The sequence below is a fragment of the Streptomyces sp. NPDC057137 genome (assembly GCF_042670825.1).
Taxonomy (GTDB): domain Bacteria; phylum Actinomycetota; class Actinomycetes; order Streptomycetales; family Streptomycetaceae; genus Streptomyces.
Genome location: NZ_JBHUUW010000010.1, coordinates 116167 through 143007 on the forward strand (window position 1 = coordinate 116167; position 26841 = coordinate 143007).

The window sequence follows — 26841 nt, forward strand, 5'->3', positions numbered from 1 at the left end:
GATCGGAGCACGCCGCATGAAGGACGTCACCCCCCTGACCGAAGGCTGGACGCTGCGCCACGAGCGGACCGACGTACCGGCGGCGGTCCCCGGCTGCGTCCACACCGACCTGCTCGCCGCCGGGATCATCGAGGACCCCTTCCTCTCCCGGAACGAGACGGCGGTCGCCTGGGTCGGCCGAGAGGACTGGCGTTACGACACCGTCCTCGGCGCCCGCGACACCGCGCACGAGCGCACCGACCTCGTCTTCGAGGGACTCGACACCGTCGCCGCGATCAGCGTGGGCGGTGAACGCGTCGGCAACACCCGCAACATGCACCGGAGTTACCGCTTCGACGTGACGGACCGGCTGGACCCCGCCGGTCCCACGTCGCTCTCCGTGGAGTTCACCTCCGCCTACACCGAGGCCGAGGCCGTACGCGCCCTGGTGGGAGAGCGGCCCAACGCCTATCCCGAACCGTTCCAGTACATCCGCAAGATGGCCTGCTCCTTCGGCTGGGACTGGGGGCCGACCCTGGTCACCGCCGGAATGTGGAAGCCCGTCCGCCTGGAACACTGGTCCACCGCCCGGCTCGCCACCGTCCGCCCGCTCGTGACCGTGGACGGCTCGACCGGCCGCGCCGAACTGCGCGTCGACGTCGAGCGGACCCCCACGGCAGGGAGCCTCACCGTCCGCGCGCGCGTCGGCGACCACACCGCGTCCGCCGACTTCGACGACTCACACACCACCCTCACCGTCGAGGTCCCCGACGCCGCCCTCTGGTGGCCCCGCGGCTACGGCGAACAAGCGCTGTACGCAGCGGAGTTGGAGCTGCTGGACGCCGACGGCGCCGTCCTCGACCGCTGGGAGCGACGGCTCGGATTCCGTACCGTCACCCTCGACACCGGCGCCGACACGCACGGCACCGCGTTCACCCTGGCCGTCAACGGCGAGCCGGTCTTCGCGCGCGGCGTCAACTGGATCCCCGACGACGTCTTCCCCTCCCGTATCACCCCCGACCGCTACCGCACCCGCCTCACCCAGGCCGCCGACGCGCGCGTCAATCTCGTACGGGTCTGGGGCGGCGGCATCTACGAGAGCGACGACTTCTACGACGTCTGCGACGAACTCGGCCTGCTGGTCTGGCAGGACTTTCTCTTCGCGTGCGCCGCCTACCCCGAGGAGCAGCCGCTGCGCTCCGAGATCGAGGCCGAGGCCCGCGAGAACGTCACGCGCCTCATGCCGCACGCCTCCCTCGTCCTGTGGAACGGCAACAACGAGAACCTGTGGGGCTTCCGCGACTGGGATTGGGAGCCCGCGCTCGACGGCGACTCCTGGGGCGAGGGCTACTACCTGGGCCTGCTGCCCCGCGTCGTCGCCGAGACCGACCCCACCCGGCCCTACTGGGCGGGCAGCCCCTGGTCCGGCACCTGGGACCACCACCCCAACGACCCCGCGCACGGCACCGCGCACTCCTGGGACGTCTGGAACCGCACCGACCACACCGACTACCTCGACACCGTCCCCCGCTTCGTGGCCGAGTTCGGCTGGCAGGCACCGCCCGCCCACGCCACACTGCGGCGCGCCCTGCCGGGGGAGGAGCTGTCCGCCACCTCACCGGGCATGCTCCACCACCAGAAGGCGTACGACGGCAACGGCAAACTGGAGCGCGGCCTCGCCCACCACTTCGCACTGCCCGACGCCGGGCCGGCCGGCTTCGACCGCTGGCACTACCTCACCCAGCTCAACCAGGCACGCGCCATCGCCACCGGCATCGAACACTGGCGTTCCCACTGGCCGGTGTGCGCGGGCACCGTCCTGTGGCAGCTCAACGACTGCTGGCCGGTGACCTCCTGGGCCGCCATCGACGGCGACGCACGCCTCAAGCCGCTGTACTTCACGCTACGGCGGCTCTACGCGGACCGGCTGCTCACCGTGCAGAACCGCGACGGCCGGCCGACCGTCGTGGCCGACAACCAGTCCCCGGCGCCCTGGGACGCCGACGTGCGGCTGCGCCGTATGGCCGCCGACGGGCGGACCCTCGCCGAGACGACGGTGACGGCGCGCGCCGGGGCCCGCTCGGTCGCGCTCGCGCCGGTGCCGGACGACCTGCTGCCGGACGCCGGTTCGGCGAAGGAGTTCCTGGTCGCCGACGCGGGGGAGCTGCGGGCGCTGCACTTCCCCGTACGCGACCGGGAGTTCGCCTACCCGGCCCCCCGCTACGACGTGGAGACCGTGGACCGCGAGGGTGCCGTGGACGTCGTCGTCACCGCGCGTACGCTGCTGCGCGACCTGCTGCTCCAGGCCGACCGGCTCGCGCCGTCGGCCGTCGCCGACCAGGGGCCGCTGACGCTGCTGGCAGGCGAGAGCGTCACCGTCCGGGTACGCGGCTGGGACGGTGACGGGTCCGGCTCGCCCGACGCCGTCCGGGCCGCGCTGTTCATGGTGGAGCCCGCGTGAGCGCGGCCGGGCAGCGGCTGACCATCAGGGACGTCGCCGCCCGCGCCGGCGTCTCGCGCGCCGCCGTCTCCCTGGCCTTCAACGACAAGCCGGGCGTGTCCGAGACCACGCGCGCGCACATCCTTCGGACCGCCGAGGCCATGGGCTGGGAGCCCAACCGCTCGGCCCGCGCGCGGGGCGGCCGGAGCACCGGCGCCTTCGGGCTCGCGATCCGCCGCCCGGCCCGCCAACTGGGCCTGGAACCCTTCTACATGGACTTCATCTCCGGCATCGGAAGCGTCCTCACCGAACGCTCCAGTGCCCTGCTGCTGCGCCTGGTGCGCGACGTGGACGAGGAGATCGAACTCCAGCACCACTGGTGGCGGTCCGGCCAGGTCGCCGGGACCCTCCTGGTCGACCTCCAGCGCGACGACCCGCGCGTCCCCGCACTCGCGAAGCTCGGCATGCCCGTGATCGCCGTCGGCCATCCCTCACTCGCCGGACCGTTCACCGCCCTGTGGACGGACGACACCACGGCCGTCACGGAGGCCGTCCGCTATCTCGCGGCCCTCGGCCACCGCTCCGTCGCCCGCGTCGGCGGACCCGCCGAGCTGGGCCACAGCGCCCTGCGCCGCGAGGCGTTCACGGCGGCCATGGCCGAACTCGGCCTGGGGGAAGGGCGCCAGAGCGTCACCGACTACTCCGGCGGCGCCGGCGCGGCCGCCACCCGCTCGCTGCTCGCCACCGCCACGCGCCCCACGGCGATCATGTACGACAACGACCTCATGGCCGTCGCCGGGCTGTCCGTGGCCGCCGAGATGGGGCTCCGCGTCCCGGCGGACGTGTCCCTGCTGGCCTGGGACGACTCGCAGCTGTGCCGGCTCACGCACCCGTCGCTCTCCGCGATGAGCCACGACGTCCACGCGTTCGGCGCCGAGGTGGCAGGGGCGATGTACGCCCTCCTGGCCGGCAAGCGCGTCGCCGCCCGACAGGTACCCACCCCGACCCTGACCCCACGCGGCTCGACCGGGCCACCGCCGCCCCCGTAACCCCTCACCTCCACGATCAGCGCGACCCTCCGCACCCCCACCGAAGAGGAAGGCTCGCTTCGCCATGCGCGGAAACCGATCCCGATCCCACTTCCGATCCCACTCCCGATCCCGGCTTGTCGCCGTCGCCACGGCAGTACTCACCACGGCGGTCATGTCCCTCGCCGCCGCACCCGCCCCCGCCGAGGCGTTCCCCGCCACCCCCAAGCAGGACGTGCTCAACTACCTCAACTCCCTTGCCGGTTCGGGTGTCGTCTCCGGCCAGCACAACAAGGAACCCGCCTCCGCCCCCGGCCGCTACACCCAGCTCGTGAAGGACATCACCGGCCAGTACCCCGGCCTCTGGGGCGGCGACCTCATGTTCCGCGCCGAGGACGTCGCCAACCGGCAGCGCGTCGTCGACCAGGCGAAGACCGAATGGGCCAACGGCTCCCTCGTCTCGCTGACCTGGCACGTCTGCCCGCCGACCGTCGGCGGCTCGTGCGAGTTCGAGGGCGGCGTCAAGTCCAAGATCTCCCAGGAGGACTTCGACGCGACGATCACCGACGGCACGGCGCTCAACGCCGCGTGGAAGCGCCGTCTGGACGAGGTCGTCCCGTACCTCCGGCAGCTCAAGGACGCGGGCGTCCCCGTACTGTTCCGCCCGCTCCACGAGATGAACGAGTCCTGGAACTGGTGGGGCAACCGCCCCGGACCGAACGGTGGTGCACGGCTCTACCGGATCACCCGTGACCATCTCGCGGGCAAGGGCCTCGACAATCTGATCTGGGTGTGGAACGTCCAGGACAACCCGGCGGGCGGCTGGAGTTCGTACTACCCGGGCGACCAATACGTCGACGTGGTGTCGCTGGACGTCTGGTACAAGGGCCACCCGAGCGGGTCCGACTACCAGCAGCTCCGGTCCATCGCGGGCGCCAAGCCGATGGCCATCGCCGAGCTGGGCAAGATGCCCAACGCGGCACTGCTCGACAGCCAGACGCGCTGGGCGTACTTCATGCTCTGGTCGGAGCAGTTGCAGGGCAGCAACTCCAACGCCGAGATCCAGGCGGGCTACTTCCACCCGCGCGTCCTGAACCAGGGCGAGGTGGCCCTCCCTTGAGAGCCTGTCGGAGATCGCCGAGGCGACCGGGCTGAACCGCTCACTCAGCCTCTCGGCAAACCGGCAACGCACCAGGTCGGCCGCCGCCCCGTACACCAACGAGCCCCCTCCGAACGTCAGGTGAGGGCCCGGCGCATGCCGGTCAGGCCGTACTCGAAGGCGCGGTCGATGTCGCCCCCCAGCCGGAAGGCGCCGTTGATCTCCATCCCGATGAAGCCGGTGACCCAAGCGGTCAGCATGCGCGCGGCCTCGAGTGCCTCCTGCTCGCCGACGAGTTCCCGGGCGATGCGCAGTACCGGGCCGGCCAGGCGGGCGAGGGCCTCGGGGGGTGCGTGCGGCGAATGGATGAGCCGGAAGCCCTCGGGCCACTCCAGGGCGTGCCGCCGGTAGCAGCGTGCCAGGTCCTCAAGGGTGCCGTCGGTCGCCTCCAGGTGAGCGGTCATGTCGGCGACGGTGGCCTCGGCCACGGCGGCCAGGAGAGCGTCACGGTTGTCGACGTGCTTGTACAGCGAAGGGGCCCGCACGCCCACTCGCTTGGCGACGCTCTGCATGGTCAGTCCCTGCTGACCGCCCGTCTCCAGCAGCTCACGGCCGGCGGCGACGATCCGGCTGAGCGAGGTCTTCTCCGGAGTCGGCATGCTCCGCACTTCCTCTCTGATAGCTATTGACCGAAGCCATCATAGCTACGTAGGTTAGCCATCAGAACCCGCAGTCCTTATCCCAGAGAGAGTCTCCATGAAGCTCGCACCTCATTTGCACCGCCTCGGCAACGACGTGGTGGCGTGCTACCTCATCGACACGCCCGACGGCATCACGCTCATCGACGCGGGCCTGCCGGGCCACTGGCGTGATCTGCAGCGCGAACTGAGCTCCCTGGGCAAGTCCGTCGACGACATCCGCGGACTCGTCCTGACTCACGGCGACTCCGACCACATCGGCTTCGCCGAACGTCTCCGTAGCGAGCACGGCGTGCCGGTGTTCATCCACGCCGCCGATGCCGCCCGCGCGCGGACCGGAGACAAGCCCAAGAGCACGCTCGGCCCCCTGCGACCGGGCCCCACGCTGCGCTTCTTCGGCTACTTGTTGAGCAAGAACGGCCTCCGGACCCGGTACGTCGCAGCGGCCACCGAGGTCCACGACGGCGACGTCCTGGACCTGCCCGGCAACCCGTCGATCGTGGGCATGCCGGGACACTCCCCGGGGAGCGTAGCCGTACATGTCCCCCTCGTCGACGCGGTCTTCGTCGGGGACGCCCTGACCACCCGGCACGTCCTCACCGGCCGCACCGGACCGCAGCCGGCACCCTTCACGGACGACGAGGCCCAAGCGCTCGCCTCCCTCGACAAGATTGCCGCACTGCAGGCGTCCTGGGTGCTTCCCGGCCACGGCGCCCCCTGGCGCACCTCACCGGCACAGGTGGGCGAGACGATCAGGAAGATCTGACAGCCACGCCCCCCGGGGCCTGGACGGGACCCAGCCCTGATCGCCGAAACGCACGTCGCCGACGTACGGCCCGGGGACCCGGCACGCGGTCTCTAAGATCACCATGAATGACCGGAAGAGAACGGAATCCGATCGAAACGGTCACCGCACCCGAGGAGAGCGAGGCACGCCGATGTCCGACGACGAGCAGCAGATCCGGACCCTGATCGAGCGGTGGGCGGCGGCCGTGCGCACGGGTGACATGGACCGGGTGCTGGCCGACCACGCCGCGGACATCGTGATGTTCGACGTGCCACCACCCCAGGAGGGCGTACGCGGCATCGACGCCTACCGCGACACCTGGCCCGGCTTCTTCGAGTGGCAGGCGAACGGTGCCACGTTCGACATCCTGGAGCTGGACGTCACCGCGGGCGCCGAAGTCGCCTACGCGTACGCCCTCCTGCGCTGCGGTTCGCCGCGCGAGGTGGCCGAGCGCTCGGCGACCCGGCTGCGGCTGACCGTCGGGCTGCGCAAGGAGCGGGGGCGGTGGGTGGTCGCGCACGAGCACCACTCGTTCCCCGACACGTCGGGCGGCGACGCGTAGGGGCGGACGGCCACGGTCAGCCGTCCAGGTCGACCCGCACCGTCAGCAGGTTCGTGCCCATCAGCCGCACCATCGCGCTGTTGCCCGTCGGCAGGGTCCTGAGCCGCGCGCGGGAATCGTCCTCCGGCATCGGATGCGCGGTCCCGTGGTGCCAGCTGCCCTTGATCCGCACCCGGACCCTCGGATCGGCCCGGATGTTGCGTACGTACTGCGACTTGTCGCCGTACTCCGACACCAGCCAGAACTCCTGCCCGACCAGGCTTCCGCCGACCGGTGTCCGCCGGGGCAGTCCGGACGTGCGCCCCGTGGTCTCCAGCAGGATCTGCCCCGGCATCCGGGTCGACAGCGGATTGGCGACCCGCCGTTGGAACGTGGTGACGGCCCGGTGCTTGATCTCGTCGTAGCGCGACATCCATGACTCCCGTTCGCTGTGCTGACGGCTTCTCATCCTTCTCTTACCTTGCTCATACGCTGCCATCACGCACCGTGCATATTTTCACGCCATGTTCTTCACCTACCTCCGGCGCGAACTGCGCCGCCGCCGAAAGGCCGCGCTCGTCGTCGCCTCGGGGCTCGCACTCGGTATAGCGCTGGTCATTGTCGTCAACTCCGTCTCATCCGGCATGCAGAAGGCCCAGGGGAAGGTCCTGGAGTCGCTGTACGGACTCGGCACCGACATGACCGTCACCAAGGCCGCCCCGCCCGCCTCCGAGGGCGGCAGCGCACGGCCTCGCTTCAACTTCGACGCCCAGGACGGCGACGAGCAGCAGAGCAGCGACATGGTCATGCCGCAGGGCTTCCAGACCCTCGCGTCCAGCACCGTGGACAAGGTCGGCGGCCAGTCCGGCGTGGCCACCGCCGTGGGCGGCCTCAGCCTCACGGTCCTGAAGGTCGACGGGGAGTTCAAGCCCGGCGAGTTCCAGCCGAGGGAGGGCGGCACGACCGGCGGCGGAGGCGCGACCGGCGGTGGCGGCGGCGGTCCGCAGGGTGAAGTACGGGGCGGCGGAGCCAACTTCGGCGTCAACTCCTACACGGTCTACGGCACCGACACCGCCCACCAGGACCTCGGCCCGCTGACCTCCTCCAAGATCACCGACGGCCGCGCGTTCAAGACGACCGAGACCGACGCCAAGGTGGCCGTCGTCGACGCCGCCTACGCGAAGGAGAAGAAGTACAAGGTCGGCACCGAAGTCACCATCAAGGGAACGAAGTTCGAGATCGTCGGCGTATCCACCGCCGACAGCGGTGACGCCGCGGCCAATCTGTACATCCCGCTGAAGCAGGCGCAGACCCTGTCCGACTCCAAGGACAAGGTCACCACGGTCTACGTCCAGGCCGACGACTCGCAGCAGATCGGCGCCGTCAAGTCGGCCATCCAGAAGAACATCTCGGGCACCACCGTCACCACCTCCGCCGACCTCGCCGACACGGTCTCCGGCTCCCTCTCCACGGCGTCCGACCTCGCCACCAGCGTCGGCAAGTGGCTGTCCATCGCCGTCCTCATCGCCGCGTTCGTCGTCGCGGGTCTGCTCACCATGTCGGCCGTCAGCCGCCGCGTACAGGAATTCGGCACGCTCAAGGCCCTCGGCTGGAAGAGCGGGCGCGTCACCCGGCAGGTCGTCGGCGAGGCGATGGTCAACGGTCTGGTCGGCGGCGCGCTCGGTATAGCCGTCGGCGTGGCCGGCGCGTACGCGCTGACCGCGGTCAGCCCGTCCCTGACCGCCCAACTCGGCGCCGCGGCGGGCGGCCCCGGTGCCGGCGGCGCTCCGGGCGGCGGCATGGCCCGTGCGGGCGGCCCCGCCGGTCAGGCCGCCGACAAGGCCATCGAGATCGCCCTCACCGCACCCATCTCCGCCGCCACGATCGCCCTGGCGGTCGGCCTCGCGGTGACCGGCGGCCTGATCGCCGGCGCCTTCGGCGGCTGGCGCGCCTCGCGCCTCCGGCCCGCCGACGCGCTGCGCCGCGTCGAGTAACCCCTGGGCCGTACGACCACCCTCCACCCATCGCACAGCCCAGGAGTCGCACCATGTATGAACTCAGCGGCGTCACCAAGCAGTACCGCAGGGGCAAGGACACCGTCGACGCGCTCGCCGGGGTCGACCTGACCATCGGGGAGGGCGACCGGCTCGTCATCAAGGGCCCCACCGGCGGCGGCAAGTCCACCCTCCTCCAGATGCTCGGCGGCCTCGACCGGCCCACCGCGGGCAGCGTCCTGCTCGACGGCACCGACCTCGCCCGGCTCGGCGAGGCCAAACTCACCGATGTACGCGGCCGGTCCATCGGCTTCGTCTTCCAGAGCTTCAACCTCATCCCCACCCTCTCCGCGCAGGAGAACGTCGAGACCGCGCTCGTCCCGCTCGGCGTCAAGGCCAAGGAACGCCGCGACCGCGCCGCCGAGGCCCTGCGCTCCGTCGGCCTGGGGGAGCGCCTCAAGCACGTGCCCTCCGAGATGTCCGGCGGTCAGCAGCAGCGCGTCGCCATCGCGCGGGCGCTCGTCAAACAGCCCAAGGTGCTGCTCGCGGACGAGCCCACCGGCAACCTCGACGAGTCCATGCGCGACGAGATCATGGATCTGCTCGAAGGGCTCTGGAAGGAGCACGGGCTGACCTTCGTGATGGTCACCCACGACAGCGCCATCGCGCGCCGCGCGACCCGCCTCGCCACCATCAGACGCGGCAGGATCACCATCACCGAACGCCCGGAGTAGGCGGGACGGCGCGTGGCGGCGGGGCGGCTGGAACACGGCCCCGGGAGGCCCTGGACGGCGACTCAGCGCAGGCTCAGATCGTCACCCAGGGCCTCCGCGATCTCGGCGGCGCGTGAGAGGTCGGCCAGCCGGCGGGTCAGGAACGCGCAGGAGTGGCGGTGCTCGATCGACCACCACGCCGCCGAGCCGCCAAGCCCGCCCTTGGCGATCTTCCCGTCGTCGCGTATCAGACCCAGCGTCCACCCGACGGTGGTGGCGAAGACCTCGTCGTGCCGTCGGACCTGAGGCGCGAGATACGCGGCGTGCAGCTCGTCGCCGAGCAGCCGGCGGACCGGTCCGTCCGTGCGGGTGAGATCCGCGAAGAACTTCGCCACGGAGGTCGCGGTGGCGTGCAGGTTGGCGGCGCCGAAGACCGACCGCCGCCAGGCGGTGGAGTTCATCCGCGCCGCGTCCAGCACGCCCGCCGGAACGGTCAACCACGGTGCCTGCGGCTGCTGTTCGGGCCAATCGGGCGACGCGTGCTCCAGGTCGGCGACCCGGTGGAGTTCGCCCTCGGGTACGCCGAACCAGCCGTCCAGGCCCAGCGCGGGGCGTACGACGTCGGCGAACATCCGCTCCAGCGAGACGCCCGCCCCGGCCCGCAGGACCCCGTCGATCAGATGGCCGTACGTCAGCGCGTGCTCGCCCAGCGACGTGCCGGGGACATACTCCGGAGCCGACTCGGCCAGCAGCTCCCGCAGCCGCGCGTCGTCCAGCAGATCCGTCCCCGCGGCGGCCACCGGGAACCGGGCCTGGCCCGCCTGGTGCGTGAGGACGTGCCGCAGCGTGGTCCGCTCCTTGCCGGCCACCGCGTACGCCGGCCAGTACCGCCCGATCGGCTCGTCCAGTGTCAGCGCGCCGTCCCGGACCGCCACCAGGGCCGCGAGCGCGGCGAAAGGCTTCGACACGGAGTAGGGCTGGACCAGCGTGTCGGGACGCCAGGGCCGTCGCCGCGCGGTGTCGGCCCAGCCGCCGCTCAGCCGGACGACCTCGACACCGTCCCGCCACACCGACAGACCGGCTCCGGTCTCCCGGCCGTCGTCCACCATCGCCCGGAAGACCTGACGGACCGTCTCGTACCCCTCGGCCACATGCCCTTCGACGTGCATCGTGTTCCCCCTCGTGTGATGCGGCGGACGATCCCGGCCGCACCGGAAGTTTATACCGGTGGGGGGTATATGGCGGCCGGTCGTGCGGACGGAGGTCTCGTTCGCGGGGCGGGCGTGTCAGGCCGGAGTACGCGGCGTACGACCGTACGCTGAGCCGGTTCGCGGACCCTCCCCACCGCGTGCTCCCCCCGTTTTCCCCACTTCCCCCTGCGTCCCCCCACGTCGGCCCCGGAGGCGTTCTTGCCGTCCAGCTCACCTTCGCCGAATCTGTTCACCCGGATTCCGCTGGCCGGGAACTACCCGGCGGCTGTCACCCTGGCGCTCCTCGCGCTGAGCCCGTATCTGATCCTCACCACCGCCACCGCCCTGATGGAGCCGCAGATCATGCGGAGCATCGGCGCCACGCCATACGAACTCCAGCTCACCAGCGGTATGTCGAACGCCGCGTACGCCTTCGGCGCCGTCGCCTGCGCCGACCTCGTGCAGCGGGTGGCCCGGCGCCGGGTCTATCTCGTCTGCGAGACCGGATTCGTACTGAGCTCGGCGCTCGCGCTCAGCGCGCAGAACATCGGCATGTTCGCCGCCGGAGTCGTCCTCCAGGGGCTGTTCACCGGCATGCTGCTGGTCGCCGCGCTGCCGCCGCTGATCACCGGACACCCCATCACCAAGCTGCAGACCACCGCCGCCGTCGTCAGCCTCGGGCTGTTCGGCATGGTGGCCTTCGGGCCGCTGGTGGGCGGGCTCGTCGGCTCGTTCGGCGGCTGGCGCCCGCTGTTCGCGGGCATCGGCACCCTGGCGCTGATCGGACTGTTCGTCGGCTCACTGACCTTCGAGGGCAACGAGCCACCGGACCGCCGCGCCAAGTTCGACTGGTCCGCGATCCCGCTCGCGTTCGGCACCACGGCGCTGCCGTTCTTCGGCGTCTCGTGGCTGACCCGCGGCGACTTCAGCGACCCCGAGTTCTACGTACCGGTCTTCGTCGGGCTGGTCTGCGGCGTCGCCCTGGTGGGCGGTCAGTACCGGAAGGAGCGGCCGCTGATGCCGGTGCGGCCCATCAGCAACACCCTGCCGGTTGTCGGCACGCTCAACGCGATGCTCGTCGGGGCCTGCTTCACCACCCTGCTGGAGCTGATCGAGGTCTACTACACCAGGGAGGCGGTGTTCTCCGCCGTACGGATCGGGGCGCTCGTCACACCCCAGATCCTCGGCGTCCTGATCGCCGCCCTGCTGTTCCGCCGGCTGATGTCGACCCGCTGGACGCCGTATCTGGCCCTGTGCGGCACCATCAGCGTGGCCATCGGTGCCGCCGTCCTACTCGCGGCCTCCACGTCGAACGCGTCCACGACCGTCCCCGTCGCCTCGTTCTTCCTCGGCTTCGGCGCGGGCGCCGGCGTGACACCGGGACTCTTCCTGGCCGGCTTCTCCGTCCCCGCCCTGCAGATCGGTCCGACCTTCGCCCTGGTCGAACTGCTGCGCTCGGAGGCGGCGTTCCTGATCGGCCCCGTCCTGCTGCACTTCGCGCTGATCCAGGGACTCGCCGACGGGTTCCACCAGGCGGTGGGAATCACGCTGGGGATCACCGTGATCGGCGGGCTGAGCCTGGTGACCCTCTACATCCTCGGCGGCGCCCGGCCGGAGGCACCGGACCTCGTGTCCTGGCACGCGGGTACGTCCACGGCCTACCACTCACCGGCTCTGCTGGCCGCGGTCCGCAAGTCCTGACCTGCATGGGCACTGTCTGCCCGCGGTCGCCGGGGCGGCCCGGCGCGCCGTCACCGGCCCCGTCGACATGCGCGGGGCCGGTGGGGGCCGGATAGTGGACGGGTGGGGGCGGCTCTCGGGGTGGAGGCGCATCGATGACCAGGCGCGGCAGAAACTCCGGCGGTAGTCCGAGCGGGCACTCCGGCAGGCACTCCGGCGCGGGTACGCGGCGACCCCGGGCGGTCCACGCGTCCCCCGCGGAGCGGGCCGAGCGCGGGAAGGCGGCGCGCAAGATCGCGCCGAGGTCGAGCCACGCGGAGTTCGAGGCGGGCCGCGACCGGCCCGACCCGGTGTCGGTCGTCGACGCGCAGTCGCAGTCGCGGGTCGAGGAGCTGGTGCCCATCCGGTACGGCCGTATGACCGAGTCGCCGTTCCGTTTCTACCGGGGCGCCGCCGCGATCATGGCCGGCGATCTGGCGGGCACCCCGGTCTCCGGCATCAGGGCCCAGCTCTGCGGCGACGCGCATCTGCTGAACTTCCGGCTCCTCGGCTCGCCCGAACGACGGCTGGTGTTCGACATCAACGACTTCGACGAGACGCTGCCGGGCCCGTGGGAGTGGGACGTCAAGCGGCTGGCCGCGAGCCTGGTGATCGCCGGCCGGGAGAACGGCTACTCCGCCAAGGAGCGGTCCGTGATCGTACGGGCGGCCGTACGGTCCTACCGCGAGCGCATGCGCGCCTTCGCCGGGATGGGCAATCTCGACGTCTGGTACACCGTCGCCGACATGGCGGAACTTGAGCCGCTGGCGGACCGGCGGCTCGGCGCGAAGGGCCGGGAGCGGCTCTCGAAGTCGATGACGAAGGCGCGCACGCGCGACAGCCTCAAGGCGTTCGAGAAGCTGACCCGGCCGCGCGACGGCGAGCGCCGCTTCACGGCCGATCCGCCGCTGGTCGTGCCGATCGACGACCTGCTGCGGGGCGGGCAGCACGAGACGTTCGTGACCGAACTCCACAAGCTGGTCGACCGCTACGGCAGGAGCCTGTCCACCGAGCGGAGGCAACTGCTCCGGCAGTACCGCGTGGTCGACATCGCCCGCAAGGTCGTCGGCGTGGGCAGCGTGGGCACGCGCTGCTGGATCCTGCTCCTGCTGGGCAAGGACGACACGGATCCGCTGATCCTCCAGGCGAAGGAGGCGGACCACTCGGTGCTGGCCGAGCACGTGGGCGCGAGCGAGTACAACAACCAGGGGCAGCGCGTCGTCGCCGGGCAGCGGCTCATGCAGGCGGTGGGCGACGTCTTTCTGGGGTGGGACCGGGTACGGGGGCTGGACGGCCGCCAACGGGACTTCTACGTACGGCAGTTGCACGACTGGAAAGGCATCCTGGAACCTCAGGAGATGATCCCCAACGGGATGCGGGTGTTCGCCGAGATGTGCGGCGCGACACTCGCCCGCGCCCACGCCCGCTCGGGCGACCGGATCGCCATCGCCGCGTATCTGGGCGCCGGCCCCACGTTCGACAACGCGCTGGCCGACTTCGCGGAGAGCTACGCCGACCAGAACGAGCGCGACCACGCGGCCCTGGTGGCCGCGGTGAAGACGGGGCGGGTGCCGGCCGAGACGGAGTGACCCGCCGGCAGCCCCGCGTCATCCCGCAGATACGAGCCGATACGCCGTATCCGTCTCGGATGTACTGTCTGATGTCGACGTCGAAGGCCGCATCTGCGGACAGGGGGCGGGGCTGTGGCTGTGCTGGTGGTGGAGCACGTACCGGGGGAGGGGCCGTACGCGATCGGCGCCGCGCTCGACGCGGCCGGGCTGCGGACGCGGCTCTGCCGGGTGTGGGCGGGCGACCTACTGCCCGAAAGCCTGGCCGGGGTCGAGGCGTTGGTCGTGATGGGCGGCCCGATGGCCGCGTACAGCGACGACGGCTTCCCCACCCGTGGCGCCGAACTCGCCCTGCTGCGTGCGGCGTTGGCCGCCGAGGTGCCGGTACTGGGGGTGTGCCTGGGCGCGCAGCTGCTGGCGGTGGCGGCGGGCGGCTCCGCCCGTACGGGCTCGGGACTGCAGGTGGGATGGGGCGAGGTACGCACCGGTCCGCCGGCCGCCAAGGATCCGCTGCTGGCGGGGGCGCCCGAGCGGCTCGGGGTGCTGCACTGGCACGGCGACACCATGGACCTGCCGGACGGGGCGGTCCTGCTGGCGTCCTGCGACCGCTATCCCGTACAGGCGTTCCGGGTGGGCGGCGCCGCGTGGGGCCTGCAGTTCCATCTGGAGGCGGACGAGGAGACCACGGACACCTTCATGGCCGCGTTCCCGGCGGACGCCGCCACCGTCCCCGGCCTGCGGGAAGCCACCCCGGTCGCACTGGCCGCGCTGGCTCCGCACCGGGACCGCGTACTGGACCGGTTCGCCGCGCTGGTGGCCGACCGCGCCGAGCACACCGCGAGCCGTACGTTCTTCACCCCGAAGGCGGACCGCTGGGAGGCCCGCTTCGCCGCCGACACCCCGGCGTACGTGTCGGCCGTCGCCCGCATGGGACTGCGGCCGGGACAGACCGCGCTGGACCTGGGCTGCGGCACCGGACGCGTCCTGCCCGCGCTCTGCGCGGAGGTGGGCGACACGGGCACGGTCCTCGGAGTGGACGTCACCCCCGCCGCCGCCCTCCTGGACGCGGCCTTCGCGCATCTCGACCGGCCGGCCGCGTACCTGCTCACGGCCTCGGGCCGCACGGTCGCCGCGACGGCGGACGCCACGGCGCTCGCGGCCCGGGAGGCCGCCCGCCTGATGGCGGACGGCAGCGGGGTCACGGTGCCGGTGGAGGACGAGGGCGACGACGCGGGTCCGTTCTCGGGGCCGTACGGGCGCCTGCACGTGTACGTACCCGAGCCCGGCGGCGCCCCGCCACGTATGCTCCAGGAGATCGCCGCGGTCCTGGGCTCCTGGCAGCGGTCAGGCGCGGGGCGCCGGGCTGCCGCGTACGAGGCCGCGAGCACCCTCGGCGCACTGCTCACCGGCGGCGACGCCGACATCTTCACGGTCCGGGCGGCGCTGCGGGCGTGCGGGCTCCCGCCGCACGGCCCGTACCAGGTGATCACCGCGGCGCCCGACGGCTCGGCGCTGGCGGAGGCCGTGGCACATGTGCGGCCGGGCGGCGGAGCCGTGGGCGGGCTGCCCGACGGGACCGCGTTCGTGGTGCTGCCGGTCGATTCGCCCGCCGATTCGCCCGCCGAGCCCTTCGCCGCGATCTGGCCACTGATCGCCGCGTGCGACCCCTCCCGCCCCCTGCACGCCGGAGTGGGCCCCCGCGCCGACGGCCCGCAGGATCTCAACGGTGCGCTGTCCCAAGCCCGTTACGCCCTGGCCTCCGGCCGCAACACCGCCCCCGGCGCGTCGTCCGTCACCGACGCCGCGAGCTTCACCGGCCTTGAGGCGCTGCTGACCGGCATACCCGAAGAGGTCCGCGCCGCGTACAGCCACACCGTCCTGGCCTCCCTCCTCGACGCCGACAACGCCTCGTCCGCGGCCCTGCTCCAGACCCTGGAGACGTTCCTCGCCCGCGACGGATCATGGGCGCGCGCGGCCGAGGAACTGCATCTGCACGTCAACACCGTCCACTACCGCATCCGGCGGATCGAGCACGTCACCGGCCGCGACCTGTCCCGACTGGACGACCGCCTCGACCTGCGGGCGGCGTTGCTGTGCCGCGCCCGTTGACGCACTCTTGGCCAGTGGCTAGCCGGCCTGGCTCCCGCTGCCCTGCTCCGCCAGCTTGGCCGTCACGTCGACCGTGTCCTTGGCGGCCGGTGCGGTGACGTTCACGTCCGTACCGAAGTCGCTGAGCTTGAGCGTGGTGAGGACGGCGACCTGGGCGGGGCCCTCGGTCTCGCCCGCCGGGCGCTTGACCGTCAGCTCCATCTTCTGCTGCCGCAGCCGCCCGTCCCCGTCCAGCCAGATGTCCAGCGGGAGCGTGGCGCCGAGCTGTTCCTTCAGCTTCCGGGTCTGCTCGGTGTTGCCCTTCGCGAGGGCGTCGACGTCCACCGTCACCCGGTAGTGCGTGGTCTTCGCGCCGTCGACGGTCGCGGCGCCGACCTTCTTCACGTTCTTGTCCGAGATGCCCTTGGTGTACGAGAACGAGGCGGCCGGATCGCTGACCTCCCCGGCACCCGCCCCGGCGCCCTGCTGCTCGGCCAGCTTCTTCAGGTCGATCTTCATCCAGGACTTGCCGTCGGGCAGACCGCTCTCGGACCCGGCCGGCGGCTGCTGGTAGATCATCCCGTCCAGGGTGCGCTGCTGCAGCTCCTGCCCCTGGGAGGTGAGCGTGACGTCGCTGCTGCCGTCGGCCAGGTCGACCACTCCGGCACCGGTGGCGGCCGCCTGCTCGCCGGCGCCCTTGACCTCGGTGGCGAGCGTCAGCTTGGCGGTCTTGGCGCCGGTGGTCTTGTGATGCGTGGCCTGCACGGCCCGCGTCGACTGCTTGACGCCGTCCGGACCGCCGCCGCCCGCGGATTTCTTGCCGCTGTCGGAGCTGCCACCGCCGCAGCCCGCCAGGGTCACCGCCACCAGGCCACCTGCCACCGCTGTCGCTACGACGCGCTTACGATTGTTCGGCCTTTCCATCAGGATCTCCTCCATTGCGCAGTCTCGGTCAACCGTCGACCTTCATCTGATGAACCGTCTGCCCGTGGAAGGTACGCACACGCGTCAGACAAATGGAGGGCCCAACTCCGGTGCACCGTACGGCGCCGCCCCCGCCGGTACGGAACCCGGCGGGGGCGGCGGCCACCTGTGTGGAGCGGGTGACGGAGTGCCGGACAGGCCCTAGCGGACGTACAGGTAGTAGGAGAACTTGCCGGGGACGACCTCGCAGCTGTACTGGCTGAAGCCCTCACGCACGTACTGCTGCCCGGCGTCGACGCACGCGGACCTGCTGCTGTACGTGCCGATGTACAGCCAGCCGGCCGCGGCCTCGGCCGAGGCGCCGACGGATGTTCCCGGAGCCGCCGCCTGGGCGGGGGCGTTGATCCCGGCCAGGGCCAGGACGGCGATTCCGGCACTCACGAGTGCTGCGCGCTTGCGCATCTTGTTCTCTCCCCTGTGTGGTTGTCCGGCTCCCCGCCGGACGGAAGTAAGCGTTTACTGCAAGGAGATCTTCAACCATGGAACGCAGGACACACAAGAAGGACCGCAAAAAATTGTCATGCAAGCTCAATTCAACGACATAGGGAACGGCTGGGTCGCTCCGACCCCGCCTGTTAGGCTGTCTGGCAGCGAAGGGGAGTAGTCCCGAGAACCGCTGGTCGACACACTGGACGCCTTAGGGCGCCCCGGCCATCGGGCCACCGCATACTCTGCGGGGCGGACGAGACCTTCGGCCAAGGCATGATTCGGCCCGCACTTCTGTGGGGGCCGTCCGTCGTGCCGGGTCGAGTGGTTCTTCCCGTCGCCCTCTGGGTGCCGTACGAGCTGACGGCCCGGCCCCAGCAGAGAGCAAGAGAATGACCTTCGACCCCCTGGCGATTCTCACCGCCTTCGGGCTGATCTTCCTCGCGGAGCTCCCCGACAAGACCATGTTCGCCTCACTGGCCATGGGCACCCGGATGAGGCCGCTGTACGTGTGGTTCGGCACCTCCACGGCTTTCATCGTGCATGTCGCCATCGCCGTCGGCGCCGGCAGCCTGCTGGGGATGCTCCCGGAGATGGCCGTCAAGCTGGTCTCCGCGGCCCTGTTCGCGTTCGGCGCCGTCGTTCTGCTGCGCAGCGGGGACGATGACGACGAAGACGGCGCGGGCAAAACCGTCACCGGCTTCTGGCCCGTCTACACCACCGCGTTCATGGCCGTCTTCATCAGCGAATGGGGCGACCTCACCCAGATCACCACCGCCAACCTGGCCGCCAGCAACGGCTGGTTGCCCACCGCGATCGGCTCGGCCCTCGCGCTGATGTCGGTCTCCGCCCTCGCCCTGCTCGCGGGCCGCTTCATCGCCCAGCGCGTCCCCCTCAAGACGGTGCAGCGCATCGGCGCGGCCTGCATGGCCGGACTCGCGATCTGGACGCTCATCGAGGCCTTCACCGTCTGAGGCGTCCGAGGCGTCCGAGGCGTCTGCGTCGTCAGGAGCGTCGCAGGCGTCCGACCACCTGGACGGCTCAGCCGAAACGGTCGTGGTCCGCCAGGACTTCATCGATGACCCGGCGGTGGACGGCCGCCCCCGCCGGGTCGGTGTCGATGAGATCGACCAGGGTGATCAGGGCCTTCCACAGCGCCCAGCCGCGTGCTCTCGCCCAAGTGCCGTCGTCCTGCCGGACGGTGCGGCGGAACGCGGCACGGCTGTCGCCGGAGAACATCGTCCACGAGATCACCAGATCACACGCGGGGTCGCCGACACCCGACGTACCGAAGTCGATGACGGCGGCCAACTTCCCGTCCCGCGCGAGGAGGTTGCCGCTGCCGATGTCGCCGTGGAACCACACCGGTGGCTCCTGCCGGCTGGTGGTGAGGGCGGCCTCCCAGACGGCCGTCGCACGGCGCGTGTCGACGCGACCGCCGAGCGCGGCCAGGGACCGGCGCGTCTCGTCGTCGTAGTGGGCCGGCGGGGCGCCCCGGTAGAAGCTGTGCGCGCCCGCCGGGGGACCGTCAGCCGCGTCGACGCGCTGCAGGGCGAGGAGGAATTCGCCCACCGACGTCGCGAAGCTTGTGATGTCGTCGATGCGGTCGAGGGTCGCGGTCGAGCCGTCCAGCCAGCCACGCACCGACCAGTTGAACGGATATCCCTCCCCGGGTTGCCCCACGGCCAGGACCGGGGGGATGGGCACGGGCAGCGACGGCGCGAGCTTGGGCAGCCACCGGTTCTCCTTGTCGACCGCGGGGGCGTAACCCTCGGCGGTCGGAAGACGCACGGTCATCGCGTCGCCGAGCCGGTAGGTCCGGTTGTCCCAGCCGTCCACCTCGACCGGCGTGACGGACAGGCCGCTCCACTGCGGGAATTGGGCCGCGATCAGGCGTCCCACCAGCGCCGCGTCGATCCCCGCGCGGCCGTCGGTGTACGGGCTCTCAACCATCCAGGGATCATGGCTCCCGCCCGTCGGCCGTGCAACGCGGTTTTCGGGGCGGACCGAACACGAGCGGGCCGCAGCGAACACGAGCGGGGCCGGATCGAACAGGCGGCGGCCAAGCCCGTGTTCAAGGTCCTCGGCCTGCGCCGACCCCGTCGCCCACTAGAGTGAAGCGGTGACCCCCCTGCCGGAGAACCCGCAGCGACCGATCGGCGAAGACGACCGCGACACGGCCGTGCGGCGCCTCCAGGAGGCGTACGCCGAAGGGCACATCTCCCACGAGGAGATGGACGAACGCCTCCACACCGCGCTCACCGCCAAGACCCACGGCGATCTCGTGCCGGCACTGGCCTCGCTCCCGGCGGAGAAGGCGGCCACCACGTCCACGATCGCCGCGGCCGGCGGACGGATCCGGCGGCGCGGCGCATGGCGGGTACCCCGGAACCTCAAGGTCGAGTCCGCCTTCGGAAGGGTGCACCTGGACCTGTCCCGGGCGGTCGTCGAACACCCGGTCATCGACATCGAGTTGCAGCTCGGCACCGGCAGAGCCAAGATCACGGTGCCTCGCGACGCGATCGTCGACTTCGACAATCTGCACACCGGTTGGAAGGACACGCGCTACAAGCCCCCGAGGCGCTCCCGCGCCGGCGGTCCGACGATCCGGATCTCCGGGACGATGGGCTTCGGCCGCCTGAAGATCCGCCACGCGGGCCGCTGAGGCGGCACCCGTCTCCGTACGTCCCGTTCACCGGCGCAGGGCGAACAGATACAGCCCCCGCTCCCCGGCCGCCGCGACGACGCGGCTGTCGGACGCCCACAGACAGGAGTGCAGGGGGCCGTCGACACGCATCAGGGTGGCCACCCGCTCCGTGGCCCGGTCCCAGATCCGTAGCGTCCCCTGCGCGTCGGTGGTGGCGAGCCAGGCGCCGTCGGGTGCGACGGAGACCGACGTCGCTCCGTCGGTGTGAGCGGTGAGGACCGACGTACACGCCCCGCTGGTCCGGTCCCAGACGCGCACCGTCATGTCCTGGCCGACGGTGGCGAGCCAACTGCCGTCGGACGCGACGGTCACCGATCCCGCGCCGTACGCGGGCACGGTGCGCGTGCACGTCCCGCTCGCCCGGTCCCAGATCCGTAGCATCCCCTGCCCGTCGGCCGTGGCGAGCCAGGTCCCGTCCGGCGAGACCGTGACCGACCGCACCGAACCGGCGTGCCCGGCGAAAGTGCCGGTGCTCGTGCCGCTCGCCCGGTCCCACATTCGTAGTGTTCCCTCGTCGCCGGTGGTGGCGAGCCAGGTGCCGTCCGGCGCGATCGCCACCGGCTCCTCCCCGTCGGTCTCACCGGCCGGGATCGTCGTGCTTGTGCCGCTTGCGCGGTCCCAGATCCGCAGGGCGCGCTCCTCGCCCCTGGTGGCGATCCGGCCGCCGTCGGCCGAGACCGCCACCAGCTCCAGGTGCCGGACGGGGTCGTTCGGGGCGACCGGGGGCCCTCCGCCGCTACGGTTCCAGATCCGTACCGTCCTGTCGTCGCTGGTGGTGGCCAGCCACGTGCCGTCCGCCGCGAACGTCACCGACTCCACCCGCCCGGCGTGGCCGGTGAGTACGGCACCGCAGGAGCCGGTGCTCCGGTCCCACATCCGTACGGTCAGGTCGTCGCTCGCGGTGGCCACCCAGGCCCCGCTCGGCGAGATCGCGACCGAGCGCACCGGGCCGCTGTGGCCGGTGAGAACGGCGGTGCAGGTACCGCTGACGGGGTTCCAGATCCGTGCTGTTCCGTCGTCGCCGGCGGTGGCAATCCAGGTGCTGTTCGCCGAGATGGTCACCGATCGGATCGTGCCGGTGTGCCCGGTGAGGGTGGCGGTGAAGGTCTTCGTGCGACGGTTCCAGAGGCGTAGGGTGCCGTTGTCGCTCGCGATGGCGATCCAGGCCCCGTTCGGTGCGACCGCCACCGACTCCACCAGGCCCGCGGGATCGTCGAGAACCGCGGTGCACACGGGCTCGTCCTCGCACGCGATCCGCACCTTCCTGCCGTAGCTGGTGTAGGCGAGCCACGTCCCGTCGGTCGCCCTCATGCCCTGCCACACACCCCGGGTGCTGCCGGTCGTGAAAGTACTGGTGGCGGGTCCGCCCGCGGGGTTCCAGATGCTCGTCCGCTTGTCGCTGGTGACGGCGACCTGGCCCCCGTCCGGTGAGATCACCACCGACCTCACCGACTGCTGGCTGTCATCGATGTCGGGTGTGACGATCTTGCCGGTAAGCGTTCCGTCGACGGGGTTCCAGATCCGTACCTTGTCCGTGCCGTTGGAGGTGGCGATCCAGGTGCTGTCAGGGGCGATCGCGATCGACTCCACCGGGCTTCTCCTGCCCCTCGCTCGGGTGAGGGTGGCGGTGCAGGTGCCGGTGGCGGGGTCCCAGATCCGTACCTCGGTGGTCCCCTCGACGGTGGCGATCCAGGCCCCGTTCGGTGCGATCGCCAACTGGGTCACCTGGCCGGTGAATCCGGTGAGCGTACGCAGGAGTGCGGGGACCGGCAGGTCCGGCGGCGGCCACGCGTTGACCAACACAGGCCCCGGGGGCGGCGGTTGCAGCCGCGCGGCCAACTGGTCGGCCCAGAGCGGGAGACCTTCGAGGCGGCTGTGCAGAACCGACGTCAGCGCCCGGGCGGGGTCCGTGGGCGTGAGGAGATGGGCGGCCTGCGCGATGGTGTGGGCGCGTGCGGCGGCGGTGGGGCTGCCGATCCGGGTGAGATCACTCCAGGGGGCGGTTGGACCGCGCTGCGCCAGTCGGGTCTCCACCCAGCGCAGGTCGCTCGCCACGGCTTCGGCGAACTCGGCCGGACCGGCGGCCAGCAGATGCTCGATCAGGTGGTCTAGCAGATAGCCCTCGCGCAGCTCCCACCACGCCCTGCCCGGATCCGGCGCGGAGGCGGCCAGAGGTTCGGCGGCGGGAAGGCCGTCGGCGACGGCGTCGACCAGCCGGGCATGGACGGTGGCCAGTGCCGCCTCGCCCAGCTCACCGGCCAAGTAGTCGCGGATCACGTCGTGCAGGGTGATCCGGCCCTCGCTCTCGGCGGACAGCGACAGCAACGACAGCCGTTCCAGGTCCGCGCACAGGGCACGTGACCGCGACTCGGTCAGACCGCCGGTCATGCGCCACAACTGCGCGACGAGGGACAACGGCACCGCCTCGTCCTCCGCGAAGACCGCCAGCTCCGCGAAGCGATCGGCGCCACCCGGAGGCAGCAGCGTGGTGGCCGCTTCGACCGTGGCCCGCACCGCCCGGTTCCTGCGTTCGGGATCGTCCAGATCCAGGACGCCCGGCGTACGGTCCACGACCGCCGGTCCGTGTGCGGACAGCTCCCGCAGCATGTCGGTGGCGGTGGTGGTGACGTCGGCGCCGGTGGCGACCTGTTCCGCGATGAGCCGGTTCGCCAGGCGCAGCAGCAGGGCCCATCGGCCGGTGGCCCGCAGCAGAGCCTCCGTGATGTCGTCCGGCAGGGGCGGCAGTTGCCAGGTGAGGACGGCCCGCGCCTGGTCGGGCGACATCTCGTCGACCGGGATCGAGCGGGCGTCGGGCGGCAGCAGTGAGGGGATACGGGTCGTGACCAGACGTACGCAGCGCTTCCCACCGCGCAGGAAGGGGGCGAGCTGCTCGCTCTCCCACACGTCGTCCAGGACCAGCAGCGTGCGCGGGCGCTGGTTCAGCAGCCGGCCCAGATGGGCCCCGGCGAGAGCGGGGTCGTCGAACTCCTCGGTGTTCCCGGTGATGAAGCGGGTGGCCTCGGCCACCTTCGCGGCGATCGCGGCCCGGCCGCGTACGTCCCGGCCGATGGTGACGGTGTACACGCGGCCCCGGAACCGCCGCCGGACCTGGGGGTCGGCGCACACCACCCCGGCCAGCGTCGTCTTGCCGAAGCCGCCCGCGCCGGACAACGAGGTCGTGATCCCGACGGCCCCACCGCTGCCGCACACGGCCGCGACGACGTCGTCCCCCTGGCCCCGGTCGACCACCCAGTCGGCGACCGGTGGCGGCTCGGGCGGCGGCGGATCACCCGCGACGGCGGCGGGCTGCTCCTGCCGTACGGCCACGGCGGCGGCGACCAGGACCGCCAGCAGGGCCGTACCCGCGACGGACTCCCAGGAGTTCCGCCGTAACAGATCCAGGACGCCGGGCCAACGCGCGTCCGATGTCGCGGCGTTGGCGGCCAGCGCCCCCAACACGGCCAGAGCGACACCGGCACCGGCCAGCAGCACCATGCATGTGACGCGTCCTCGCACCCGTACTCCTGTGTACCCGTCGTCCGGTCGGCCCGACACTATCGGCGACGACGGGTCTTCGACGGCCAGTTGAGGCACACCGGCCCCGGACGGGGGCGGGTGATCGCGGTGCGCTCGCTCAGAGCGCGATGAGACCCGCGTTCGTCGGCTTGAAGCCACAGGCGTCGAAGTAGAACGCCCGCAGGTCGTCGTCGAAGTCGACGTGCAGCCATGCACACTTCGCCGCGCGGGCCTCTTCGGCGGCTGTGGCGACGAGTCCGGCCCCGATCCCCGAGCGACGGAGTTCACCGCTGACCACGGTGTCCAGGACGAACGCATGGACGCCGCCGTCCCATGCGACGTTGACGAAGCCGACGAGTTCTCCCTCGCGCCGTGCGCAGACCCAGCCGAGGCTGTGGCGGTGGACCCGCGTCAGCCAGTCGAGGTCCAGGGTCCGGTGGTTGAAGCCCTCCGCGTGCAACACGTTGACGGCCGTGTTCTCGAAGTCGCCCCGCCATTCGTAGGTGATCGTCATGCCGCGAGCGTAGACCGCCTATGGTTCTGGAGGGGAAAGTGACCGCGGTTCCGGTGATCGCGGCGGACGGTGCGACGGTCGCACTGGGCGATACGACGCTGCTCGCGCCCACGACGTTCGCGGTGATGCCGGGCGGTTCGGCGGCTGGTTGGCAGCGGTGTAGCCCCAACGACCTGGTAGCTCGCACTGACAGGCAGTGACGAGCTGGTGCTGGCACGAGCGACGAACAACGACGTCATTCGCACGCCGACCATCAGCGGAACCCCTCGGCCCGTCAGAAACCACGCCCGTTCGTCACTCACACGTGCGTTGCGGATGGCGAGGACGGCGAAGCCGAGCAGGGCGGGTTCAGTGAGGGGGGAGGCCATCTGCGGGAGTCGCTCGACGAACTCAAAGTGGTGATCGCGGGCGAGTGACCGCAAGTGGGGTCCATACCCTGTTACTTGGACTCCTCGCGGGCCCGCAGGAGCCTGGTGATCTGTCTGACGAGTTCGTCGTCGCTGGTCACCGTCTTGTCGGCGACCAAGGCACCGAGACGCTCGGCGGTCTGGAAGTCGTAAGCCCGCTCACGCTCCGTACCGGGAACGCTGTCGTACTCCTCCTTCGCGCGGAAACCGACAGTCGTTTCGACCGCCTTGGCGATGATCCAGGTGAGGACGAAGGAGAACGCGATCACGGCGAGAATGGCCACGACCTGCTTGCCGAGGAGACCCCAGCCGCCTCCGTAGAAGAGCCCCTTCTGGCCACTGATCCGTGCGGTGGCGAACAGACCGACCATGATCAGGCCGATCAGACCGCCGACACCGTGCACGCCCACCACGTCGAGCGTGTCGTCCACGTTGAAGCGGAACTTGAGCGTGATCGCGTACGCGCAGACCGCGCCGACGACGAGGCCGGTGACGACCGCGCCGAGCGTGTTGATCTCGCCACAGGCGGGGGTGATGGCGACCATGCCCGCGACGGCCGAGGAGACGACCCCGACGGTGGTGACCTTCCCGGTACGCCACTTCTCCACCAGCGGCCAGGTGACCATGGCGCCGGCCGCGCCGAGCTGGGTGTTGAGGAACGCCGCCGCCGCGGTCCCCTGATCGGTCAGCGCCGAACCGGAGTTGAAGCCGAACCAGCCGAACCAGAGCAGCCCGACACCGAGCACGACGAGCGGAATGTTGTTGGGCCGCTCCTCGCGGCGGGCGAAGTCGCGCGGGGCCCGTAGCACCAGGGCCACGGCGAGACCGGCGACTCCGGAGTTGAGTTCCACCGGCAGACCGCCGGCGAAATCGAGCGCGCCGAGGTGCTTGACGATCCAGCCGTCCGGGTCGAACACCCAGTGCGCGAGCGGGATGTAGACGATCAGCAGCCACAGCACGACGAAGACGAGCCAGCCCTTCATCGTGGCGCGGTCGGCGATCGAGCCGCTGATGAGCGCGACCGTGATGATCGCGAAGCCCATCTGGAACGTGCTGTAGAGGTATGTGGGGATATGGCCGGTCAGTGTGTTCAGCTCGATGCCGCGCATGAACGCGTGATCGAGGTTGCCGATGAGTCCGGCGCCGCCGACGTCGGGGCCGAACGCGAGCGTGTAGCCGATCACCCACCAGACGAGCGTGCCGAACGCGAGCGCGGCGAAGCTCATCTTGATCATCATCAGGATGTGCTGGGTGCGCACCATGCCGCCGTAGAAGAACGCCAGTCCCGGCGTCATCAGCAGCACCATGGCGGTGGAGGCGAGCAGCCAGGCGGTGTCACCGGAGTCGTACGCGGGTGGCATCGGCGCGGGGGCGATGTTCATCGGCGGGAACCTCGTGGTCGGTGTGGGGGGATGCCGGGGTGTGGGGTGTGCGAAGTCGGGGGTTCGGTGGTGACGCGTTACGTCTTGCGCGGTTACGTCTTACGCAGGTCGGGGGCCGGGTGGCCGGTGAGCAGTCGGCGTACGGCGTGCCAGGCGGCGGTGTGCGCGGCGGCGGCACGGACGGGGCTGTCGTCCAGGAACCGCAGCCAGGCACCGCACTCCCGCGGCAGCACGCTGACCCCGTACAGGACGCCGAGCCCGGCCAGCGCCTCGTGCATGGTGTCGGCGATCCCGGTGGCGGGGGCGCGGTCGGAGACGACGAAGAGCGACGCGACGTGGTCGTGTCCGGCGAACACGCCGGGGCCGACGACACCGTGGCCGGAGGCGCCCGTGCCCGGTGCCAGGCGCAGGGTGTCGATGGCCAGCAGGGTGCCGTCGGGCCGGCTGATGTGCAGATCGGTGGCGAGGACCCGGTAGTCGTGGCGCTCGCCGCGGGCGAGCCGCCCGGCGGTCAGGGTGTCCCCGATGACGACGGTGGCGTCGGGAGCGACCGTGACCTCGGTGCGCTGGTAGAACCGCGAGTCCTTGAACGGGATCAGCGGGTCCGGCAGATACTCCACGTACGCGCCCGGATCCGCCGTCAGATGCACGCGCTGGCTCGCGTAGTCGTGCTCCATCCGGAAGACCTTCGTGGCCGCCTGGGTGGTGAGATGCACCTGGGTGCCCGGCCCGCAGCGGAAGTCCATCCGGTAGCGGTCGGCCTGGGCGATGCCGCCGCCCGTCGCCATCAGATAGACGTAGCTCATGCCGGGCAACTCGGGGTCGATCCACAGCGGCCGCATGATCTGCAGCGGCGTCTTCTGGTAGCGCTCAACGAGTTCGGTACGCCCGCCCCGTACGGCGAAGGCCAGATCGAGGATACCGACCTTGGCCGGTGAGCCGGGCGCGAGCGTGTCGGGTACCGAGGCCAGGGCCGCCACCTCAGGGGGGACACGGACCGCCGTGTAGTGGCCGGGAGCGAGCCGGTCGGGACGGTCGGGCCGAGACAGAGCTGACGGCAT

Annotated in this window: 22 protein-coding genes; 12 read left to right on the forward strand and 10 right to left on the reverse strand. The window is 71.2% G+C overall.

Annotated features, from left to right (window positions below; genetic code table 11):
- Window positions 1-16 precede the first annotated feature (16 nt).
- From ACFT9I_RS11545 to ACFT9I_RS11555, 3 genes are all read left to right on the forward strand, one after another.
- Window positions 17-2440, forward strand: a complete 2424-nt coding sequence (locus ACFT9I_RS11545; protein WP_382563086.1) for a glycoside hydrolase family 2 protein — start codon at window positions 17-19, stop codon at window positions 2438-2440.
- Window positions 2437-3468 carry a LacI family DNA-binding transcriptional regulator gene (locus ACFT9I_RS11550; protein WP_382563088.1) on the forward strand — a complete coding sequence of 344 codons (1032 nt, stop codon included), beginning with the start codon at window positions 2437-2439 and terminating at the stop codon, window positions 3466-3468. The genes ACFT9I_RS11545 and ACFT9I_RS11550 overlap by 4 nt, the downstream gene beginning before the upstream one ends.
- A gap of 154 nt (window positions 3469-3622) precedes the next feature.
- Complete coding sequence (locus tag ACFT9I_RS11555; RefSeq protein WP_382563090.1) at window positions 3623-4567, forward strand: glycoside hydrolase family 26 protein; 945 nt, start codon at window positions 3623-3625, stop codon at window positions 4565-4567.
- Window positions 4568-4683: 116 nt separating this feature from the next.
- Here the strand turns inward: ACFT9I_RS11555 and ACFT9I_RS11560 are convergent, their stop codons facing one another.
- Entirely contained in the window at window positions 4684-5205 is a 522-nt protein-coding gene (locus tag ACFT9I_RS11560) for a TetR/AcrR family transcriptional regulator (protein WP_382563092.1), read from the reverse strand.
- A gap of 97 nt (window positions 5206-5302) precedes the next feature.
- Here ACFT9I_RS11560 and ACFT9I_RS11565 point away from each other — a divergent pair, with 97 nt between their 5' ends.
- Together ACFT9I_RS11565 and ACFT9I_RS11570 are read left to right on the forward strand one after the other, a co-directional pair.
- The gene (locus tag ACFT9I_RS11565; RefSeq protein WP_382563094.1) at window positions 5303-6010 is read left to right on the forward strand and encodes an MBL fold metallo-hydrolase; all 708 of its coding nucleotides are present in this window, start codon (window positions 5303-5305) and stop codon (window positions 6008-6010) included.
- 172 nt (window positions 6011-6182) lie between these two features.
- Window positions 6183-6593, forward strand: coding sequence for a YybH family protein (locus ACFT9I_RS11570; protein WP_382563095.1), 411 nt, complete (start codon window positions 6183-6185; stop codon window positions 6591-6593).
- 16 nt (window positions 6594-6609) lie between these two features.
- Here the strand turns inward: ACFT9I_RS11570 and ACFT9I_RS11575 are convergent, their stop codons facing one another.
- Window positions 6610-7005 carry a nitroreductase/quinone reductase family protein gene (locus ACFT9I_RS11575; protein WP_382563097.1) on the reverse strand — a complete coding sequence of 132 codons (396 nt, stop codon included), beginning with the start codon at window positions 7003-7005 and terminating at the stop codon, window positions 6610-6612.
- Between the two features lie 91 nt (window positions 7006-7096).
- Between ACFT9I_RS11575 and ACFT9I_RS11580 the strand changes: the two genes are divergently transcribed.
- Window positions 7097-8566, forward strand: a complete 1470-nt coding sequence (locus ACFT9I_RS11580; RefSeq protein WP_382563099.1) for an ABC transporter permease — start codon at window positions 7097-7099, stop codon at window positions 8564-8566.
- A 53-nt stretch (window positions 8567-8619) separates the two neighbouring features.
- On the forward strand, window positions 8620-9300 hold the full coding sequence (locus ACFT9I_RS11585) for an ABC transporter ATP-binding protein (protein WP_382563101.1): 681 nt from the start codon (window positions 8620-8622) through the stop codon (window positions 9298-9300).
- Window positions 9301-9362: 62 nt separating this feature from the next.
- Here ACFT9I_RS11585 and ACFT9I_RS11590 read toward each other — a convergent pair whose 3' ends face one another.
- Window positions 9363-10448 (reverse strand): serine hydrolase domain-containing protein, encoded by a 1086-nt coding sequence (locus ACFT9I_RS11590; RefSeq protein ID WP_382563103.1) that lies wholly within the window; start codon window positions 10446-10448, stop codon window positions 9363-9365.
- Window positions 10449-10688: 240 nt separating this feature from the next.
- Here ACFT9I_RS11590 and ACFT9I_RS11595 point away from each other — a divergent pair, with 240 nt between their 5' ends.
- The 3 genes from ACFT9I_RS11595 (at window position 10689) to ACFT9I_RS11605 (ending at window position 15865) form a co-directional block, all read left to right on the forward strand.
- Window positions 10689-12170, forward strand: a complete 1482-nt coding sequence (locus ACFT9I_RS11595; protein ID WP_382563104.1) for an MFS transporter — start codon at window positions 10689-10691, stop codon at window positions 12168-12170.
- A gap of 134 nt (window positions 12171-12304) precedes the next feature.
- Window positions 12305-13777 carry a DUF2252 domain-containing protein gene (locus tag ACFT9I_RS11600; protein WP_382563106.1) on the forward strand — a complete coding sequence of 491 codons (1473 nt, stop codon included), beginning with the start codon at window positions 12305-12307 and terminating at the stop codon, window positions 13775-13777.
- A 114-nt stretch (window positions 13778-13891) separates the two neighbouring features.
- Entirely contained in the window at window positions 13892-15865 is a 1974-nt protein-coding gene (locus ACFT9I_RS11605) for a helix-turn-helix domain-containing protein (protein WP_382563107.1), read from the forward strand.
- Window positions 15866-15883: 18 nt separating this feature from the next.
- Here ACFT9I_RS11605 and ACFT9I_RS11610 read toward each other — a convergent pair whose 3' ends face one another.
- Together ACFT9I_RS11610 and ACFT9I_RS11615 are read right to left on the reverse strand one after the other, a co-directional pair.
- The gene (locus tag ACFT9I_RS11610; RefSeq protein WP_382563109.1) at window positions 15884-16768 is read right to left on the reverse strand and encodes a hypothetical protein; all 885 of its coding nucleotides are present in this window, start codon (window positions 16766-16768) and stop codon (window positions 15884-15886) included.
- A 201-nt stretch (window positions 16769-16969) separates the two neighbouring features.
- A complete protein-coding gene (locus ACFT9I_RS11615) occupies window positions 16970-17230 on the reverse strand; it encodes a hypothetical protein (RefSeq protein ID WP_382563111.1) in 261 nt (86 codons plus the stop codon).
- Between the two features lie 416 nt (window positions 17231-17646).
- On the opposite strand from ACFT9I_RS11615, the gene ACFT9I_RS11620 reads away from it, so the two are divergent.
- On the forward strand, window positions 17647-18228 hold the full coding sequence (locus tag ACFT9I_RS11620; RefSeq protein ID WP_382563113.1) for a TMEM165/GDT1 family protein: 582 nt from the start codon (window positions 17647-17649) through the stop codon (window positions 18226-18228).
- A 67-nt stretch (window positions 18229-18295) separates the two neighbouring features.
- Here ACFT9I_RS11620 and ACFT9I_RS11625 read toward each other — a convergent pair whose 3' ends face one another.
- The gene (locus ACFT9I_RS11625; protein ID WP_382563116.1) at window positions 18296-19207 is read right to left on the reverse strand and encodes an aminoglycoside phosphotransferase family protein; all 912 of its coding nucleotides are present in this window, start codon (window positions 19205-19207) and stop codon (window positions 18296-18298) included.
- Between the two features lie 169 nt (window positions 19208-19376).
- Here ACFT9I_RS11625 and ACFT9I_RS11630 point away from each other — a divergent pair, with 169 nt between their 5' ends.
- Window positions 19377-19919, forward strand: coding sequence for a DUF1707 domain-containing protein (locus ACFT9I_RS11630; RefSeq protein ID WP_382563118.1), 543 nt, complete (start codon window positions 19377-19379; stop codon window positions 19917-19919).
- A 27-nt stretch (window positions 19920-19946) separates the two neighbouring features.
- Here ACFT9I_RS11630 and ACFT9I_RS11635 read toward each other — a convergent pair whose 3' ends face one another.
- The 4 genes from ACFT9I_RS11635 to ACFT9I_RS11650 form a co-directional block, all read right to left on the reverse strand.
- Window positions 19947-23477: an NB-ARC domain-containing protein gene (locus ACFT9I_RS11635; RefSeq protein ID WP_382563120.1), complete on the reverse strand. Its 3531-nt coding sequence runs from the start codon at window positions 23475-23477 to the stop codon at window positions 19947-19949.
- Window positions 23478-23595: 118 nt separating this feature from the next.
- Window positions 23596-23991 carry a GNAT family N-acetyltransferase gene (locus tag ACFT9I_RS11640; protein ID WP_382563122.1) on the reverse strand — a complete coding sequence of 132 codons (396 nt, stop codon included), beginning with the start codon at window positions 23989-23991 and terminating at the stop codon, window positions 23596-23598.
- 439 nt (window positions 23992-24430) lie between these two features.
- On the reverse strand, window positions 24431-25780 hold the full coding sequence (locus tag ACFT9I_RS11645; RefSeq protein ID WP_382563124.1) for an ammonium transporter: 1350 nt from the start codon (window positions 25778-25780) through the stop codon (window positions 24431-24433).
- A 92-nt stretch (window positions 25781-25872) separates the two neighbouring features.
- Window positions 25873-26841, reverse strand: a complete 969-nt coding sequence (locus ACFT9I_RS11650; RefSeq protein ID WP_382563126.1) for an urease accessory protein UreD — start codon at window positions 26839-26841, stop codon at window positions 25873-25875.

Bases quoted from the DNA above. Each gene is read 5' to 3' on its own strand.
- ACFT9I_RS11620 (WP_382563113.1), top strand. From the start codon at position 17,647: ATGACCTTCGACCCCCTGGCGATTCTCACCGCCTTCGGGCTGATCTTC.
- ACFT9I_RS11610 (WP_382563109.1), bottom strand. From the start codon at position 16,768: ATGGAAAGGCCGAACAATCGTAAGCGCGTCGTAGCGACAGCGGTGGCA.
- ACFT9I_RS11575 (WP_382563097.1), bottom strand. From the start codon at position 7,005: ATGTCGCGCTACGACGAGATCAAGCACCGGGCCGTCACCACGTTCCAA.
- ACFT9I_RS11650 (WP_382563126.1), bottom strand. From the start codon at position 26,841: ATGCCGTCAGCTCTGTCTCGGCCCGACCGTCCCGACCGGCTCGCTCCC.
- ACFT9I_RS11640 (WP_382563122.1), bottom strand. From the start codon at position 23,991: ATGACGATCACCTACGAATGGCGGGGCGACTTCGAGAACACGGCCGTC.
- ACFT9I_RS11565 (WP_382563094.1), top strand. From the start codon at position 5,303: ATGAAGCTCGCACCTCATTTGCACCGCCTCGGCAACGACGTGGTGGCG.
- ACFT9I_RS11560 (WP_382563092.1), bottom strand. From the start codon at position 5,205: ATGCCGACTCCGGAGAAGACCTCGCTCAGCCGGATCGTCGCCGCCGGC.
- ACFT9I_RS11625 (WP_382563116.1), bottom strand. From the start codon at position 19,207: ATGGTTGAGAGCCCGTACACCGACGGCCGCGCGGGGATCGACGCGGCG.
- ACFT9I_RS11590 (WP_382563103.1), bottom strand. From the start codon at position 10,448: ATGCACGTCGAAGGGCATGTGGCCGAGGGGTACGAGACGGTCCGTCAG.
- ACFT9I_RS11615 (WP_382563111.1), bottom strand. From the start codon at position 17,230: ATGCGCAAGCGCGCAGCACTCGTGAGTGCCGGAATCGCCGTCCTGGCC.
- ACFT9I_RS11580 (WP_382563099.1), top strand. From the start codon at position 7,097: ATGTTCTTCACCTACCTCCGGCGCGAACTGCGCCGCCGCCGAAAGGCC.
- ACFT9I_RS11555 (WP_382563090.1), top strand. From the start codon at position 3,623: ATGTCCCTCGCCGCCGCACCCGCCCCCGCCGAGGCGTTCCCCGCCACC.
- ACFT9I_RS11645 (WP_382563124.1), bottom strand. From the start codon at position 25,780: ATGAACATCGCCCCCGCGCCGATGCCACCCGCGTACGACTCCGGTGAC.
- ACFT9I_RS11600 (WP_382563106.1), top strand. From the start codon at position 12,305: ATGACCAGGCGCGGCAGAAACTCCGGCGGTAGTCCGAGCGGGCACTCC.
- ACFT9I_RS11585 (WP_382563101.1), top strand. From the start codon at position 8,620: ATGTATGAACTCAGCGGCGTCACCAAGCAGTACCGCAGGGGCAAGGAC.
- ACFT9I_RS11545 (WP_382563086.1), top strand. From the start codon at position 17: ATGAAGGACGTCACCCCCCTGACCGAAGGCTGGACGCTGCGCCACGAG.
- ACFT9I_RS11570 (WP_382563095.1), top strand. From the start codon at position 6,183: ATGTCCGACGACGAGCAGCAGATCCGGACCCTGATCGAGCGGTGGGCG.